Below are 16525 nucleotides of genomic sequence, written 5' to 3' on the forward strand. Positions count from 1 at the left end.
GGGCGAATTTTCATCCGCCCCCTGTTTGTCCGCTTATTCCTGCGGCTCTTCGTCGGCTGCGGCGTCGAGTTGCTGGTCTTCGACAACGTCGTCGATCACGACTTCACCGTCGAACACTACCCCTTCTTCACCCTCTTCGCCTTCGAGCTCTTCGCCTTCGACTTCCGAAGGCTCCTGAACCCGCTCCAGACCTACCAGCGTTTCATCGCTGGCGAGTTTGATGAGGGTCACGCCCTGGGTGTTACGACCCAGACTGGAGACTTCGTCGACACGAGTACGAACCAAAGTGCCCTGATCGGAAATCAACATGATTTCCTCGCCGTCGAGTACCTGGACTGCACCGACCAGACGGCCGTTACGGTCGTTGCTGACCATGGCGATAACGCCCTGACCGCCACGCTTGTACTCAGGGAACTCGGTGATCGCCGTGCGCTTGCCGAAACCACGGGCCGAAGCGGTGAGGATCTGGCTGCCTTCTTCCGGGATCAACATGGAAATCAGCTTCTGGCCTTCCGGCAGACGCATGCCGCGGACACCGCGAGCGGTACGGCCCATGGCGCGAACGTCGGTTTCCTTGAAGCGAGTCACCTTGCCGCCGTCGGAGAACAGCATGACCTCGCGGCTGCCATCTGTAATGGAAGCTGAAATCAGTACGTCGCCTTCGTCCAGCTCCAGCGCGATCAGGCCGACGCTGCGTTGACGGCTGAAGGATTCCAGCGGGGTCTTCTTCACGGTGCCTTTGGCAGTGGCCATGAAGATAAAGTGACCTTCGGTGTACTCGTCGACCGGCAGCATGGTGGTGATGTATTCATCACTGTCCAGCGGCAGCAGGTTAACCAGCGGACGACCACGGGCAGCGCGGGACGCTTCCGGAATTTCGTAGGTTTTCAGCCAGTACACTTTGCCTTTGCTGGAGAACAGCAGCAGCGTGGTGTGGCTGTTGGCGACCAGCAGGTGAGCAATGTAGTCCTCGTCCTTGACGCCAGTAGCCGATTTGCCTTTACCGCCACGACGCTGGGCCTGGTACGCAGCCAATGGCTGGGTCTTGGCGTAGCCACCGTGGGAGATGGTCACGACGCGCTCTTCTTCCGGGATCATGTCTCCCAGGGTCAGGTCGAGGCGGGCATCGAGAATCTCGGTGCGGCGCACGTCGCCGTATTCGGCGCGGATCACTTCCAGCTCTTCGCGGATCACTTCCATCAGGCGCGTGGCGCTGCTGAGGATACGGATCAGCTCGCCGATCTGGTTGAGGATCTCTTGATACTCGGCCAACAGCTTTTCGTGCTCCAGACCGGTCAGACGGTGCAGACGCAGTTCCAGAATGGCTTGTGCCTGTTCCGGCGACAGGAAGTACTTGCCTTCGCGCAGACCGTATTGCGGGTCCAAGGTTTCTGGACGGCAAGAGTCAGCACCGGCACGCTCAACCATCGCGACCACGGCGGAAGATTCCCACGCCGTCTTGATCAGCGCTTCCTTGGCTTCCGATGGGGTCGGCGAAGCCTTGATCAGGGCGATGACCGGGTCGATGTTCGAAAGGGCAACCGCTTGACCTTCCAGAATGTGACCACGTTCGCGGGCTTTACGCAGTTCGAACACGGTACGGCGGGTAACGACTTCGCGACGGTGACGAACGAAGGCTTCCAGCAGGTCCTTGAGGTTCAGGATGCGTGGACGGCCGTCGATCAGCGCGACGATGTTGATACCGAAGACCGCTTGCAGCTGGGTCTGGGCGTAGAGGTTGTTGAGGATCACCTCAGGCACTTCGCCACGACGCAGCTCGATCACAACGCGCATACCGTCCTTGTCGGACTCGTCGCGCAGTTCGGTGATGCCTTCGAGTTTCTTCTCTTTTACCAGCTCGGCGATCTTCTCGATCAGACGGGCCTTGTTCAATTGGTAAGGCAGTTCGGTGATGACGATCTGCTGACGGCCACCGACCTTGTCGATGTCTTCGATCATCGAGCGGGCGCGCATGTAAATGCGTCCGCGACCGGTGCGGTAGGCTTCGATGATGCCGGCGCGACCGTTGATGATCGCCGCAGTCGGGAAGTCCGGACCGGGGATGTATTGCATCAGCTCATCGATGGTCAACTCAGGGTTGTCGATGAGTGCCAGGCAACCATCGATGACTTCACCGAGGTTGTGCGGCGGGATGTTGGTCGCCATGCCGACGGCGATACCGCTGGAACCGTTGACCAGCAGGTTGGGAATACGGGTTGGCATGACCGCCGGGATCATTTCGGTGCCGTCGTAGTTCGGCACCCAGTCCACGGTTTCTTTATGCAGGTCAGCCAGCAGCTCGTGCGCCAGCTTGGTCATGCGCACTTCGGTGTATCGCATGGCGGCGGCGTTGTCGCCGTCCACCGAACCGAAGTTGCCCTGACCGTCTACCAGCAGGTAACGCAGCGAGAATGGCTGCGCCATGCGGACGATGGTGTCGTACACCGCGGTATCACCGTGCGGGTGATACTTACCGATCACGTCACCGACAACACGGGCAGATTTCTTGTACGGCTTGTTGAAGTCGTTGCCCAGCTCGCTCATCGCGAACAGCACACGCCGGTGCACGGGCTTCAAGCCATCGCGCGCATCCGGCAGGGCCCGCCCGACGATTACGCTCATCGCGTAGTCGAGGTAGGACTGCTTCAGCTCGTCTTCGATATTGACCGGGAGGATTTCTTTGGCCAGTTCGCCCATGAGAAGCTCGATTCCTTTTTCTGGTGAAACCTCGTCACATCCATATGGGACGAACGAAGCTCGCCGCTGCAGGCTGAGTGCCATGCACCGACTTACGACAAATCAGCAAGTTGAACCATGGATTTGCGCAGTAAAGACAACCCCGTGGGACTGCCTCGGAAAACGCCGGATGTTATCACAAGAGCCGCCACGCACCTATCCCCCAGACGCGCATGGAGTGTAGTTAGTTGACTGGTGGCAGGCTGAAAGCGGACGAGAGAGGCTTAGAGCCGCTCCGAATGCAGAATTGGCAGTTGATTTACGGATGTTTGTTGACTTTTAGGGCCTCATCGCCAGCAGGCTGGCTCCCACAGGATCGGTGTCGATCATAAAACCTGTGGGAGCCAGCCTGCTGGCGATGTCGATTTACAAGGCGCCAGACGCTCTCAATGAAGACGCTTGCGGCACATCAACTGCGCCATTTTCGCCGTGTCCGGGCGCTCGACGATGCCTTTTTCGGTGACGATCGCATCGATCAGGTCCGCCGGGGTCACGTCGAACACCGGATTGAACGCATCAACCTCCGCCCCGACCCGCTTGCCGCCGACTTCCAGCAACTCGCGGCCATCGCGTTCTTCAATAGGAATCTCGTCACCGCTGGCCAGGTTCATGTCGATGGTCGAACTCGGTGCCACCACCATGAAGCGCACGCCGTGGTGCATGGCGTTGACCGCCAACTGATAAGTGCCGATCTTGTTCGCCACATCGCCATTGGCGGTGATCCGGTCAGCGCCGACGATCACCCAGGTCACGCCCTTGGTTTTCATGATGTGCGCGGCGGCGGAGTCGGCGTTGACGGTCACGGGAATGCCTTCATTGGCCAATTCCCATGCGGTCAATCGCGAACCCTGCAGCCATGGGCGGGTTTCGTCGGCGTAGACGCGCTCGACCATGCCTTCGATAAAAGCCCCGCGAATCACCCCCAACGCGGTGCCGAACCCGCCGGTGGCCAGTGCCCCGGTGTTGCAGTGGGTCAGGATCGCCTGCGCGTTGCCCTGGTGCTTGCGGATCAGGTCCACACCGAGTTGCGCCATGGTCAGGTTGGCTTCGCGATCACTTTCATGAATGGCGATGGCTTCAGCTTCCAGCGCCGCCAGAGGGTCCGCATCCTCCTTGAGACGATCCAGGCGGTCACGCATGCGACTCAAGGCCCAGAACAGATTCACCGCCGTTGGACGGGAATCAGCCAGCAATGCGTAATCTTCTTCCCACGCGGCCTGCCAGTCATCACCCTCGGCTATTCGAGCGCGGGCCGCCAGCACCATCGCATAACCCGCACTGATGCCGATGGCCGGCGCGCCACGCACTACCATCGAACGAATGGCCTCGGCCACGCCAGCGGCGCTGGTGTAGGCGATCCACGTTTCCTCGAACGGCAAAACACGCTGATCCAGCAGGTACAGGACACCATCACGCCAATCGATGGCCTTCACCTTCTCCGCAGCCAACAGTCGATCGCGCATCCCACACCCCGCACTCATGAACAAAAGCCGCCGATTATAGCGATCCCCCCGCGAAGACGCTCGGGTATACTTCGCCATCCTTTACAAAAGCACTGGAACCGACCCTCGATGCCGAACACTGCCGCTGCGCTCGACCTGTTATTGCTGCCGACCTGGCTGGTACCCGTCGAACCTGCTGGTGTTGTCCTCAAAGAGCACGGCCTGGGCATTCGCGATGGGCGTATCGTGTTTATCGGCCCTCGGTCGGCTGCGCTGAAGCTTAACGCAACCGAAGTGCGTGAGTTGCCGGACATGTTGCTCAGCCCCGGCCTGATCAATGCCCACGGGCATGCGGCGATGACACTGTTCCGGGGCCTGGCCGACGATCTGCCGCTGATGACCTGGCTGGAAAACCACATCTGGCCCGCGGAGGCCAAGTGGGTCGATGAAGCCTTCGTCCGCGACGGCACTGATCTGGCCATCGCCGAGCAGATCAAAGGTGGCATCACTTGCTTCTCTGACATGTATTTCTTCCCGAAGGTTGCCAGCGAGCGCGTCCATAACAGTGGCATTCGCGCACAGATCGCGATTCCGATCCTCGATTTCCCGATTCCAGGCGCCAGCACGGCGGACGAGGCCATTCGTCAGGGCGTCGAATTGTTCGGCGATCTCAAGCACCATGAGCGGATCAAAGTCACCTTCGGCCCCCATGCGCCCTACACCGTGGGCGACGAAAACCTGGAGAAAATCCGGGTGATCGCCGAAGAACTGGACGCCTCGATTCACATGCACGTCCATGAAACCGCGTTCGAAGTGCAGCAATCGGTCGAGCAGCGCGGCGAGCGCCCCTTGGCCCGACTCGGCCGCCTGGGCTTGCTCGGCCCACGCTTCCAGGCCGTTCACATGACCCAGATCAGCGATGAAGACCTGGTGCTGCTGGTAGAAAGCAACACCAATGTGATTCATTGCCCGGAGTCCAACCTCAAGCTGGCCAGCGGCTTCTGCCCGGTCGAGCGCCTGTGGCAGGCCGGCGTCAATGTCGCCGTCGGTACCGATGGCGCGGCCAGCAACAATGACCTCAATTTGCTCGGCGAAACCCGCACTGCCGCGCTGTTGGCCAAGGCTGTCGCTGGCTCGGCAACTGCGCTGGACGCCCACCGTGCGCTGCGCATGGCCACGCTCAATGGCGCCCGTGCGCTGGGGATCGAGGCTGAAACCGGCTCGCTGGAAGTCGGCAAAGCTGCGGACATCGTGGCGTTCGACCTGTCGGGCCTGGCGCAGCAACCGGTCTACGATCCGGTTTCGCAGCTTATATATGCCACCGGCCGGGATTGCGTGAAACACCTATGGGTCGCCGGCAAACAATTGCTCGACGACCGTTGCCTGACCCGCCTGGACGAGGAGCAGCTTTGCGCCACCGCCAAGGCCTGGGGTCAACGCATCAGCGGCCACACCAAATAGTAAGCCCCCCGGGACTGAACACCGGGGCAACAGGATTTTTCAAGTTTTAGAGGATTTAAACCATGAGCAACGTCGACTACGCCGAAATCGCCAAATTCGAAGCCCTGGCCCATCGCTGGTGGGACCGCGAAAGCGAGTTCAAACCGCTGCACGACATCAACCCGCTACGGGTCAACTGGATTGACGAGCGGGTCAATCTGGCCGGCAAGAAAGTCCTCGATGTGGGCTGCGGTGGCGGCATCCTCAGCGAAGCCATGGCTCAGCGCGGCGCCACCGTCATGGGCATCGACATGGGCGAAGCACCCTTGGCGGTCGCGCAGTTGCATCAGCTGGAATCCGGCGTGAGCGTCGAATACCGCCAGATCACCGCCGAAGCGCTGGCCGAAGAAATGCCCGAGCAGTTCGACGTGGTCACCTGCCTGGAAATGCTGGAGCACGTGCCGGATCCATCCTCGGTAATCCGCGCCTGCTTCAAAATGGTCAAACCGGGCGGCCAGGTGTTCTTCTCCACCATCAACCGCAATCCGAAGGCGTATCTGTTCGCCATCGTCGGCGCCGAATACATCATGAAGTTGCTGCCACGTGGCACTCACGACTTCAAGAAGTTCATCCGCCCTTCCGAACTGGGTGCCTGGAGCCGCATGGCCGGCCTGACCGTCAAGGACATCATCGGGCTGACGTACAACCCGCTGACCAAGCACTACAAACTGGCGGCCGATGTGGACGTCAACTACATGATCCAGACCCTGCGCGAGGAGTAAGCCGATGCGTATCAGAGCAGTCCTTTTCGACATGGACGGCACGCTGCTCGACACCGCGCCGGACTTCATCGCCATCTGCCAGGCGATGCGCGCCGATCGCGGCTTGCCGCCGGTGAACGACAAGCACATCCGCGACGAGATTTCCGGCGGAGCCAAGGCGATGGTCGCCGTGACCTTCTCCATGGACCCGGAATCCCCGGGATTTGAAGAGCTGCGCCTGGAGTTCCTCGAGCGTTACCTCAAGGATTGCGCGGTTCACAGCAAACTCTTCGACGGCATGGGCGAACTGCTGGCCGACATCGAGAAAGCCAACCTGATCTGGGGTGTGGTGACTAACAAGCCTGTGCGCTTCGCCGAGCCGATCATGCAACAACTTGGGCTGGCCGAGCGCTCGGCGCTGCTGATCTGCCCGGACCATGTGAAGAACAGCAAGCCGGACCCGGAGCCGTTGATCCTGGCGTGCAAGATGCTCGACCTGGACCCGGCCAGCGTGCTGTTTGTGGGCGATGATTTGCGCGATATCGAGTCCGGTCGCGATGCCGGTACCAAAACGGCTGCCGTGACCTACGGCTACATTCACCCGGACGACAACCCGCGGCATTGGGGGGCGGATGTGGTGGTCGATCATCCGCTGGAGTTGCGCAAGGTGCTCGATAGCGCTCTTTGCAGCTGCTGAGTACCGCAGATTTTGTGGCGAGGGAGCTTGCTCCCGCTGGGGCGCGAAGCGCCTCCTCTATCTACAAACGCATTCTGTCAGGCACACCGTATCTGTTGATTTACGACTGCTTCGCAGTCGAGCGGGAGCAAGCTCCCTCGCCACAGGTTCGGTGCCCGCCTTTGTGTTGAATTGTTGTGAGGTTTTTTATGTTTGATTATTCCGCCCGTCCTGAATTGCTCAAGGGCCGGGTCATCCTGGTCACCGGCGCAGGTCGCGGCATTGGCGCTGCGGCGGCGAAAACCTACGCCGCCCATGGCGCAACCGTACTGCTGCTGGGCAAGACCGAAGCCAACCTGACGCAGGTCTATGACGAAATCGAAGCCGCCGGGCATCCACAACCCGCGGTGATACCGTTCAACCTGGAAACTGCGCTGCCTCATCAATACGACGAGTTGGCCGCGATGATCGAAACCGAGTTCGGCCACCTCGACGGCTTGCTGCACAACGCGTCGATCATTGGTCCGCGCACGCCGATCGAGCAGCTGTCCGGCGAAAACTTCATGCGCGTCATGCACGTCAACGTCAACGCCATGTTCATGCTCACCAGCACCTTGCTGCCCCTGCTCAAGCTGTCCCAGGACGCTTCGGTGGTGTTCACCTCCAGCAGCGTCGGTCGCAAGGGTCGTGCGTACTGGGGCGCTTATGGCGTGTCCAAGTTTGCCACCGAAGGCCTGATGCAAACCCTGGCCGACGAAGTCGAGACCGTGGCGCCGGTGCGCTCCAACAGCATCAACCCGGGCGCCACCCGCACCAGCATGCGCGCCCAGGCTTACCCGGGTGAAAATCCGCTGAACAACCCCACGCCCGAGGAAATCATGCCGGTCTACCTGTACCTGATGGGCCCCGACAGTGCGGGCATCAACGGCCAGGCTTTCAACGCTCAATAACAACCGCACGTCGCTTTTTTGTACTGCGCCGGGTTCCCGGCGCGGCGCTCAAAGTGTCTCGTAAACGCAGCCGTTTCAGTCAAATCACCGTCGCTCTATCCGGCAGCAACTCTCGAAAAACTTCTCAAAATGTTGATTTTGAAAGCTTTTAATCAAAATGAACTCATTGGCATGACTTTCGCTCTAAATTTGCTCAGACACGCCGTGTGAAAGCAATCGGGCAAACGCCTCAGTCGATAGGTTACTAATCTTCGGCAAAGCGGACTAAACTTGCGCCAAATGTCCTACGGGACTGATGGACCAGTATGACGCGCAGCCCAAAGCCGCTCTCACCCAGCCTGTAAGACAGCCTTACTGCTTAGGGGCTCACGCCATATGAAATCACCATCCCAGACCAACGCAATTGACTTCGACAGCGCCAAATTGCAACGCCTGGGCTTTGGTCAGCAACCTGGCCTACTGGAGCGGCCACTCAGCCTCGCACAATTGCGCCAGCAACTCGGCCAGCAGCTGCAAACCAGTCTTGAGCCACAGCGCATTCTCGGACTTTTCTTCCGCGAGATTCAGCGCCTCGTGCCGCTGGATGCGCTGAATTATCAGCACCCGGCCAGCGACTTGCGCTTGGAGTTCGGTCAGCGCGGCCATCATTCAGTGTCCTACAGCCTCAGTCATGAAGGCGAGAACCTGGGTGAACTGGTGTTCCGCCGCAATCAGCGATTCAGCGAACACGAACAAGGCAATCTGGAATCGTTGCTGTCCGCTCTACTGTTCCCGATGCGTAACGCCCTGCTCTACCGCGCGGCGACGCAAAGCGCATTGCGCGATCCGTTGACCGATACCGGCAACCGCATCGCCATGGATCAGACCTTACAGCGTGAAATCGAGATGTCGCGACGCCACTTGATGCCGTTGTCGCTGCTGATGCTGGACATCGATCACTTCAAAAACGTTAACGACAATTACGGCCACCGCGCTGGCGATGACGTGCTCAAGGCTGTCGCAGCCTCGATCAAGAATCAGCTGCGCAATGTGGACATGGTGTTCCGGTTTGGTGGCGAAGAGTTCCTGATCTTACTGTCCAACACCAGCCGGGAAGCCGCCGCGATGGTCGGCGAACGACTGCGGTTTGCGGTGCAGGCGCAGAACTACAAGGCGGATGGCAATCAGGTCGAACTGACGGTCAGCCTGGGTTGTTCGACGCTGCTACCCGGAGAGTCTGCCGATAGTTTGTTGCGTCGGGCCGACAGCGCGCTGTATGTCGCCAAGCGCGAAGGGCGTAACCGGTTGGCCATGGCGGGTTAAACTTCAGCGAAGCCATATAACTAATGTGGGAGCGGGCTTGCTCGCGAATACAGACTGACATTCAACGATGATGTTGACTGCCAATCCGCTTTCGCGACCAAGCCCGCTCCCACATTTTTTGCCTGTATTACCTATGGATCAGCTTTCGGCCAATGCCATGCGCTCACGCCCGACCGGAGCCTTTTCCGAGTGTTCCAGCTGCATGCAGCGCTCCAGGAACAGGTGCATGTAGTCGTAGCTCTTGCAGACAGCCTGGCGCAATTCCACTTGCAAGGATTTGCTCGGGTTCATGCCCGCCAGTGTGCAGATGATTTCCAGCGCTTCCCAAGGATGGGCATCGTCGTACTGGGCGTGCATCTTCAACCACTTCATGGCCCGCTTGCGATCTTCCTCCGGGAACGCTGCCGCGTAGACACCATTGGAACAGACCAGTGCCGACCACTCTCCGGTCGCACCTTCGATGGCGTAGTTGGTCGCGGCGATGGCGACAATTAGCGAATCCGCCGAACTGGTGTGCCAGCACCAGTGGCTCAGGGCATGAAGTTCAGGGGCAACATGTTGCGCCTGCAAGTCTTCCAGGCTGACACCATGGGCCTGGCTCCAGTTAACCCAATAATCGGCATGGTTAAGTTCGACACGAATGTTACGCATCAACCAACGACGCGCCATGTCTTCACCTGGGTGGCGGGCAAAACGAGTCTTGGTCAGGTTTTGTGCCATGTATAACGCGAACTGTTCAACGACCGGCCAGCCACCAATAAGGTACTGACGCATTGTTTTTGCGCTGAGTTTATTGTCTCGCATGCGCTGATACAGTTCGTGTTCGACAACCCGGCGCTTACTCTCGCTGCAGTCCTTGATGAGCTGTTGCGCCCATACGGGATAACTTGCAGCTTCCATGAGTGGTCCGGTTCGGTTGAATGTGTCGATCACTGTCGGGCTCCTTTTGATTGTGATTGTTAGGATCAGCAAGAGATTTCAACGGAACGTGCCGGGCGCCTTGAACAACAAAGGTTGAGGCCTGGCAGGACGACTTTGCAAACTATCGCAGGTAAACAGATGCGGGCGTTCAATGACATACCCTTGAGCGAAGTCGACCCCGATCTCCAGCAATGCCTGCTCGATCTGGGGTGTTTCTACAAACTCGGCAATCGTGCGTTTACCCATGACATGGCCGATGTGGTTGATCACTTCTACCATGGCGCGATTAATCGGGTCGTCCAGCATATCCTTTACGAAACTTCCATCGATCTTCAAGAAGTCTACAGGTAAATGTTTCAAGTAGGCGAATGAGGACATCCCGGCGCAGAAGTCATCCAACGAAAAGTGGCAACCTAAACCTTTGAGTTCATTGATAAATCTAATTGCACTTCCCAGATTTGAAATTGCACTGGTTTCTGTAATTTCAAAACAAATCATTTCAGGTGGAATGGACCATACAACAAACTGTTCCCTCAGGAAGTCCAGAAACGCGTCATCTCCGATAGTAGTGCCTGACAGATTAATCGCACACATGGCCAAAGGACCTTTGCGCTCTTCGGCAATACATTGGGCAATGATCTTGAAGACGTTCTGCACCACCCAGCGATCCAGTGCGGTCATCAGGCCATAACGTTCGGCAGCCGGAATAAAACTGTCCGGCAATATCATGCGCCCGGCTTCATCATGTAGACGCAACAGGATTTCTATATGCCCGCCGCCGTGTTCGGTATGTCCAAGGGGCGCGATTTCCTGGGAGTAGAGGCAAAAGCGATCCTCTTCCAGGGCCATGTGCAGGCGCTGTACCCACGCCATCTCACCGAAACGCAGGGACAGTTCCGAATCATCGGCGTTATACACCTGAACACGGTTACGCCCTTTTTCCTTGGCCATGTAACAGGCCATATCAGCAGCACGCAGAGAAGCTTCGAGGGTGGTCGGGGTTTGCGCGATATGAACCATCCCGATGCTCACCGTTGTGACGAATGGCCGGCCTTTCCACACAAAGTGCAGGTTCTGCACGGTATGGCGTAGGCTCTCGGCAATTTTCTCGGCCGCTTCCGGCGGACAGTTTTCCAGCAAAATCCCGAACTCGTCGCCGCCCAGCCGGGCCAGGGTGTCACCTTCGCGCAAACCTGATTGCAACAGCGCGCAGATATGCCGTAGCAGTTCGTCACCCGCTGCATGGCCGCAGGTATCGTTAACCAGTTTGAACTGGTCCAGATCGAGGAACATCAAGGCGTGGCGCCCGGAGTATCGGGTCAGGTTGTGCAGCGCCTGTTCCAGGCGATACTCGAACTCGCGACGATTGGCCAGCCCGGTCAGGGCGTCGTGGGTCGCCTGCCAGGACAGATTGGCAATGTACTGGCGCTCCTGAGTCATGTCATGCAACACCAGCACGGCGCCACTGACCTTGTCGGCATTGCGGATCGGCGCCCCGACCAGGGTGACCGAGACGGTGCTGCCATCGAGGCGCTGGATCAGTTTGGAATGCTCGCTGCCGCCACTGAGCTGACCGCTTAAAATATGCTCGATCAAGGTAAAACCGTCAGCCTGAGCGTTGTCATCCAGCAGATTGAACAAGGCCGCCAGCGGCAAGCCGATGGCCTGCTCGCCTTTCCAGTGAGTCAACGCTTCGGCCGCCGGGTTCATGTAGGCGATCGCACCGTCGACATCCGTGGTGATCACCCCGTCGCCAATGGATTGCAAGGTGATCTGCGCCCGGTCTTTCTCCAACTGCAAGGCCTCGGCAAAGGCATGGCGCTGCTTGAGCAGTTTGTGGGTACGCATCAGGGCCAATGCAATCAAGCCCAGCGCTGTGGCGAGGTTAGTCACCAGCAGCAGCCGCAGAATCAAGCGCGAGCCCTCGCCCAAAGCATCGCTAAATGCTTTGGCGGCAGGCGTCACACCATCGTTGATTGCAAAAATCTGCTCCTTCCAGCGCTTGATATCGGCGTCCGACGCCTGATTCTCGGCAATGCGTTGATGCATCTCCTGCGCGACGTTATCGAGTTGCACCAGGTACGCATCACCCACCGTCCAGCGGTCGATGGCTTTTTCCAGGTAACTGAAATGCCGGAAATTGAGGTACAGCCAGATCAGGCTGGAGACGTCGTCGGGGTGGTTGCCACCCTTGAGGATCGCCACTCGCGCGGCCTCAATGTTCGGTGGTTGGTGATCCAGCGCCACACGCAACTCGTGGCCACCCTGGGGTACGGCAATGGCGTTCTGATACTTGAGGAAAATGACTCCGTCGCGACTGTCCGCGTAGAGATTAAGGTAATAGATGGCGTCCTTCTGGCCCTTGGACCACAGGCTCTCCCCGGCCACATAGCCGCGAACTGCCGAAAGCACATAGAGGCTGACCCCGCCCAACAGCGCTTGAAATAGCACTACGGCAATAAATGGCCAGACGATGCCCAATAACCTGGGGGTTCCGAGAGTCCGCTTTTGCTTCATGAGGTCCCTTGCATTAGCACTGCCTGATCATCATCCGAAGTGATCGCTACAGCTAGACTAGGGTGCGTATTCGATCCCGGCAAGCCAGCGCCCGTATTTTGCGTGCACTTGCCGTCAACCTGGCGCGAACTGTCACTAATGCTGCTGTAAATGGCCATAAAGCTTGGCGTACAACCCACCTTCGGCAATCAGCTGCTGATGGTCACCATCCTCGGCAATTTGCCCGCCGTCGAACACCAGCACCCGATCGGCCTGTTTCACCGCCGACAACCGATGCGCAATGATCAGCGTGGTACGGTGGCTCAAGAACCGCGCCAGCGCCTGGTGCAGGTTGTATTCGGTGGCAGCGTCCAGCGCCGAGGTGGCCTCGTCGAGAATCACCACCTTGGGTTCAGCCAGCACCATCCGCGCAATCGCCAGCCGTTGCCGCTGGCCACCGGACAAGCGCACGCCGGAACGTCCGAGAATGCTGTCCAGTCCATCAGGCAATTCTCGAACAGTCTGGTTCAGCTGGGCAATTTCCAGCGCCTGCCAGCAGGCCTCGTCGCTGCGTATGCGGCCCATCGTAAGGTTAGCGCGCACGGTATCGTTGAACAGCGCGGGGTGTTGCAGGACCACAGCGACGTTTTCGCGCACGGTTTCCAGGCCGATCTCCTGCTGGGTCGAGCCACCGAAACGGATGGTCCCGGCAAGGGGCGTGTACAACCCCAGCAGCAACTGCACCAAAGTGCTCTTGCCGCCACCGCTGGCACCGACGATCGCCACTTTTTCACCGGGGGCGATGGACAGGTCCATCTGGTTCAACACCAACTCGTCGCCGTATCCGAAACTCAAGCCTTGAACTTCGATGCCCACGGTGTCCCGACCCTGAAACGGATCGACACCGCCGGGGTATTGCGGCTCATCGGCGCGGGCCAATAGCTCGTTGATCCGCGACAGCGCACCGCCGGCGGCGTAATAGGCGTATTGCAAATTGAGCAGCTGCTCCACCGGACCGATCATGAACCACAGGTAGCTGAACACCGCCAGCATCTGGCCGATGGACAGGTCGGAGAACAACACGGTGAGCATCGCCGCGGCGCGGAAAATATCGATGCCGAACTGGAACAGCAAGCCACTGGCGCGGTTCGACGCATCGGTCTTCCACTGCGAGTTCACCGCGTAATCGCGCACTTCCCGGGCCCGCTGTCCCAGACGTCCGAGGAAAAACCCCTGACGGTTGCCGGCACGCACTTCCTGAATCGAGTCGAGGGTTTCGGTCAGGGCCTGGGTGAAACGCGAAGTGCTGTCGTTCTCGAGCTTCTTCAGGTGCTTGACCCGCTTGCCCAGTTGCACCGTGGCGTAGATCACCAGCGGATTGAACAGCATGATCAGCAGCGCCAGCTTCCAGTGCATCCAGATCAGAATGCTCGCGGTGCCAACCAGCGTCAGCATCGCCACGAGGAATCGACTGAGTGTCTCGCCGACGAATTTATCCAGCGTGTCCAGGTCCGTGACCAGGTGCGTGGTCACCGTGCCGCTGCCCAGGCTTTCGTATTCGCCCAGGGAAATACGCTTGAGCCGTTCGATCAGCCGTATGCGGATGCGATACACGATGTCTTTGGCCAGCGCCGCGAACAACTTCGCCTGCACCACGTTGAACAGCAAGGCACCGCAGCGCAGCAACAAGGTCACCAGCAGCATCAGGCCGATGTAGCCCGCTGCTTTCTGCCAGCCTTCCGGCAACGCGTGGTTCATGATTTTCAGCGCGGAATCGCCCTGCCCCAGCAGGACTTCGTCCACCAGCAATGGCAGCAGCAGAGGAATCGGCACGCTGCACAGGGTGGCCAACACCGCCACGCCATTGGCGATCCACAGGGATTTTTTATGGTGAAGGGCCAAGCGACGGATTTCAGCCCAACTCAGCCGATCGACACGCTTGGGAGCTGGCGTGTCATCGGGCAGGTCATGCACAGGCAGCGCGCTCCAGCCAACGGCCGAGCAATGGCGACAACTCACTCAAGGGTTGATAGCCATTGGTCAACAACGCCAGTTGACCATTACGTTCGGCCAATAGCGTTGGGAATCCGGCGATGCCGAGGTCCTGGACCCAAGTGAAATCGGCAGCGGTCGCGGCGTGCTGATCGGCACGGTCGAACGCGGCAGCAAACTCGATGCGCGGCAGGCCGGCCTGCTCGGCCAACTCGACCAGGACACTGGCGTGGGTGACGTCTCGGCCTTCGGCGTAGAACGCGTGTTGAATCAGCCCGAGCAGTTTCCACGCGCAATCCGGCGCCAGGTATCGTGCAGTCACCAACGCCCGACAGGCAGGCTCGGTGTCGTAGACAAAACCGTCAGGCAACGCGCCTTCAGTCTTGAACGGTTGACCGGTGGCCTCGGTGACGGCTTGCCAGTGCTCAAGAATGTAGCGCCGGGTGGTCGGCTCCAGCGCCGCGCCACTACCGGTACGCAAGCCGCCTACGACCAGATGCACGTCCACCCCTGCGGCCTGCGCCTGCTCGACCAGCGCCTTGGCGACGGGCGCAAAGCCCCAGCACCAGGAACACATCGGGTCCATCACATAGAGCAGGCGTTGGGCAGACATGGTTCAAGCCTCTGACGGAGTTTGCTTGTAGTTGTAGCCGATCGGGTGAGGCAGGTTGCGTGCCTTGGCCAGCTCGATCTGCTTCTGCCGATCAATGGCGCTGCGACGGGTTTTCTCGCTCAGCGTATCCCAGCAATGCGGGCAACTGATGCCGGCCACGTAATGCTCGGACGCACGGTCTTCCACGCTCACCGGGGTACGACAGGCATGACACTGATCGTAGTCGCCTTCGCTGAGGTCATGGCGCACGGTCACGCGGTTGTCGAACACAAAGCAGTCGCCCTGCCATTTGGTTTCTTCCTGCGGCACCTCTTCGAGGTACTTCAGAATGCCGCCCTTGAGGTGATAGACCTCGTCGAAACCCTGGCTGAGCATGTAGCTCGAGGCCTTCTCGCAACGAATGCCGCCGGTGCAGAACATCGCGACTTTCTTGTGCACGGCCGGGTCGAAATGGGCTTTGATGTAGTCGGGGAATTCGCGAAAACTGGTGGTTTTCGGGTCGATGGCGCCTTCGAAGGTGCCGATCGAGACTTCGTAATCGTTGCGGGTGTCGATCAACAGCACTTCAGGGTCGCTGATCAGCGCATTCCAGTTCTGTGGATCGACGTAGGTGCCGACCTTTTTGTTCGGGTCCACGCCTTCGACGCCGAGGGTGACGATTTCTTTCTTGAGCTTGACCTTGGTGCGGTAGAACGGCTGGTCGTCGCAGTACGACTCTTTGTGGTCGATGTCGTCCATGCGCGGGTCGTTCTTGAGCCAGGCCATCAGCCCGTCAATGCCTTCGCGGCTGCCGGACACGGTGCCGTTGATGCCTTCTTCGGCGATCAGCAGCGTGCCTTTGATGCCGTTGTCGACCATGGCTTGCAGCAGTGGCTCGCGCAGGGCAACGTAATCTTCCAGAGTGACGAACTTATACAGTGCCGCCACGACAATCTGTTGTGTCATGGGTGTTTCTCCAGGTGGCTACCCTCGCAAAGGGTGAACCGGATGCGAAAAAAAACGCGCAGGGTAAGCGGCGCGTTGCGGATTCTAGCAAAAATGGTGTGGGTTTAGGACTGCGAGATGCCTTGGTGGCGAGGGAGCTTGCTCCCGCTCGGCTGCGAAGCAGTCGTAATGCAGGCGACTGCACTCTTTCAAACAGAGCGCTGTTGCAGGTTTTGGGACTGCTTCGCAGTCCAGCGGGAGCAAGCTCCCTC

Annotated in this window: 12 protein-coding genes; 5 read left to right on the forward strand and 7 right to left on the reverse strand. The window is 59.1% G+C overall.

All coding sequences use genetic code 11. The features are described 5' to 3' along the window. Positions 1-33: 33 nt before the first annotated feature. A complete protein-coding gene (gene gyrA, locus ACA068_RS20860) occupies positions 34-2697 on the reverse strand; it encodes a DNA gyrase subunit A (RefSeq protein WP_219095353.1) in 2664 nt (887 codons plus the stop codon). Between the two features lie 425 nt (positions 2698-3122). After that, positions 3123-4199, reverse strand: coding sequence for an S-methyl-5-thioribose-1-phosphate isomerase (gene mtnA, locus ACA068_RS20865; protein ID WP_497304449.1), 1077 nt, complete (start codon positions 4197-4199; stop codon positions 3123-3125). A 108-nt stretch (positions 4200-4307) separates the two neighbouring features. Here mtnA and ACA068_RS20870 point away from each other — a divergent pair, with 108 nt between their 5' ends. The 5 genes from ACA068_RS20870 to ACA068_RS20890 all read left to right on the forward strand — a co-directional run bounded on the left by ACA068_RS20870 (position 4308) and on the right by ACA068_RS20890 (position 9307). Continuing rightward, positions 4308-5639, forward strand: a complete 1332-nt coding sequence (locus ACA068_RS20870) for a TRZ/ATZ family hydrolase (RefSeq protein ID WP_497304451.1) — start codon at positions 4308-4310, stop codon at positions 5637-5639. 62 nt (positions 5640-5701) lie between these two features. Next, positions 5702-6400, forward strand: coding sequence for a bifunctional 2-polyprenyl-6-hydroxyphenol methylase/3-demethylubiquinol 3-O-methyltransferase UbiG (ubiG, locus tag ACA068_RS20875; RefSeq protein WP_109633737.1), 699 nt, complete (start codon positions 5702-5704; stop codon positions 6398-6400). 4 nt (positions 6401-6404) lie between these two features. Continuing rightward, positions 6405-7076: an N-acetylmuramic acid 6-phosphate phosphatase MupP gene (mupP, locus tag ACA068_RS20880; RefSeq protein ID WP_219095357.1), complete on the forward strand. Its 672-nt coding sequence runs from the start codon at positions 6405-6407 to the stop codon at positions 7074-7076. Between the two features lie 188 nt (positions 7077-7264). Further along, positions 7265-8005 (forward strand): YciK family oxidoreductase, encoded by a 741-nt coding sequence (locus ACA068_RS20885; protein ID WP_497304453.1) that lies wholly within the window; start codon positions 7265-7267, stop codon positions 8003-8005. Positions 8006-8380: 375 nt separating this feature from the next. Further along, positions 8381-9307 (forward strand): GGDEF domain-containing protein, encoded by a 927-nt coding sequence (locus tag ACA068_RS20890; RefSeq protein ID WP_497304455.1) that lies wholly within the window; start codon positions 8381-8383, stop codon positions 9305-9307. A gap of 138 nt (positions 9308-9445) precedes the next feature. Here the strand turns inward: ACA068_RS20890 and ACA068_RS20895 are convergent, their stop codons facing one another. The 5 genes from ACA068_RS20895 to trhO all read right to left on the reverse strand — a co-directional run bounded on the left by ACA068_RS20895 (position 9446) and on the right by trhO (position 16274). Next, the gene (locus ACA068_RS20895; RefSeq protein WP_497304457.1) at positions 9446-10207 is read right to left on the reverse strand and encodes an iron-containing redox enzyme family protein; all 762 of its coding nucleotides are present in this window, start codon (positions 10205-10207) and stop codon (positions 9446-9448) included. Positions 10208-10285: 78 nt separating this feature from the next. Continuing rightward, positions 10286-12745: an EAL domain-containing protein gene (locus ACA068_RS20900; protein WP_497304459.1), complete on the reverse strand. Its 2460-nt coding sequence runs from the start codon at positions 12743-12745 to the stop codon at positions 10286-10288. Positions 12746-12880: 135 nt separating this feature from the next. Next, positions 12881-14698, reverse strand: a complete 1818-nt coding sequence (locus ACA068_RS20905) for an ABC transporter ATP-binding protein (protein ID WP_497304461.1) — start codon at positions 14696-14698, stop codon at positions 12881-12883. Beyond that, positions 14691-15293 carry a DsbA family protein gene (locus ACA068_RS20910; protein ID WP_497310641.1) on the reverse strand — a complete coding sequence of 201 codons (603 nt, stop codon included), beginning with the start codon at positions 15291-15293 and terminating at the stop codon, positions 14691-14693. The genes ACA068_RS20905 and ACA068_RS20910 overlap by 8 nt, the downstream gene beginning before the upstream one ends. A 39-nt stretch (positions 15294-15332) precedes the next feature. Next, the gene (gene trhO / locus ACA068_RS20915) at positions 15333-16274 is read right to left on the reverse strand and encodes an oxygen-dependent tRNA uridine(34) hydroxylase TrhO (RefSeq protein WP_109633750.1); all 942 of its coding nucleotides are present in this window, start codon (positions 16272-16274) and stop codon (positions 15333-15335) included. Positions 16275-16525 lie beyond the last annotated feature (251 nt).

Source organism: Pseudomonas sp. LBUM1660 (assembly GCF_059695935.1).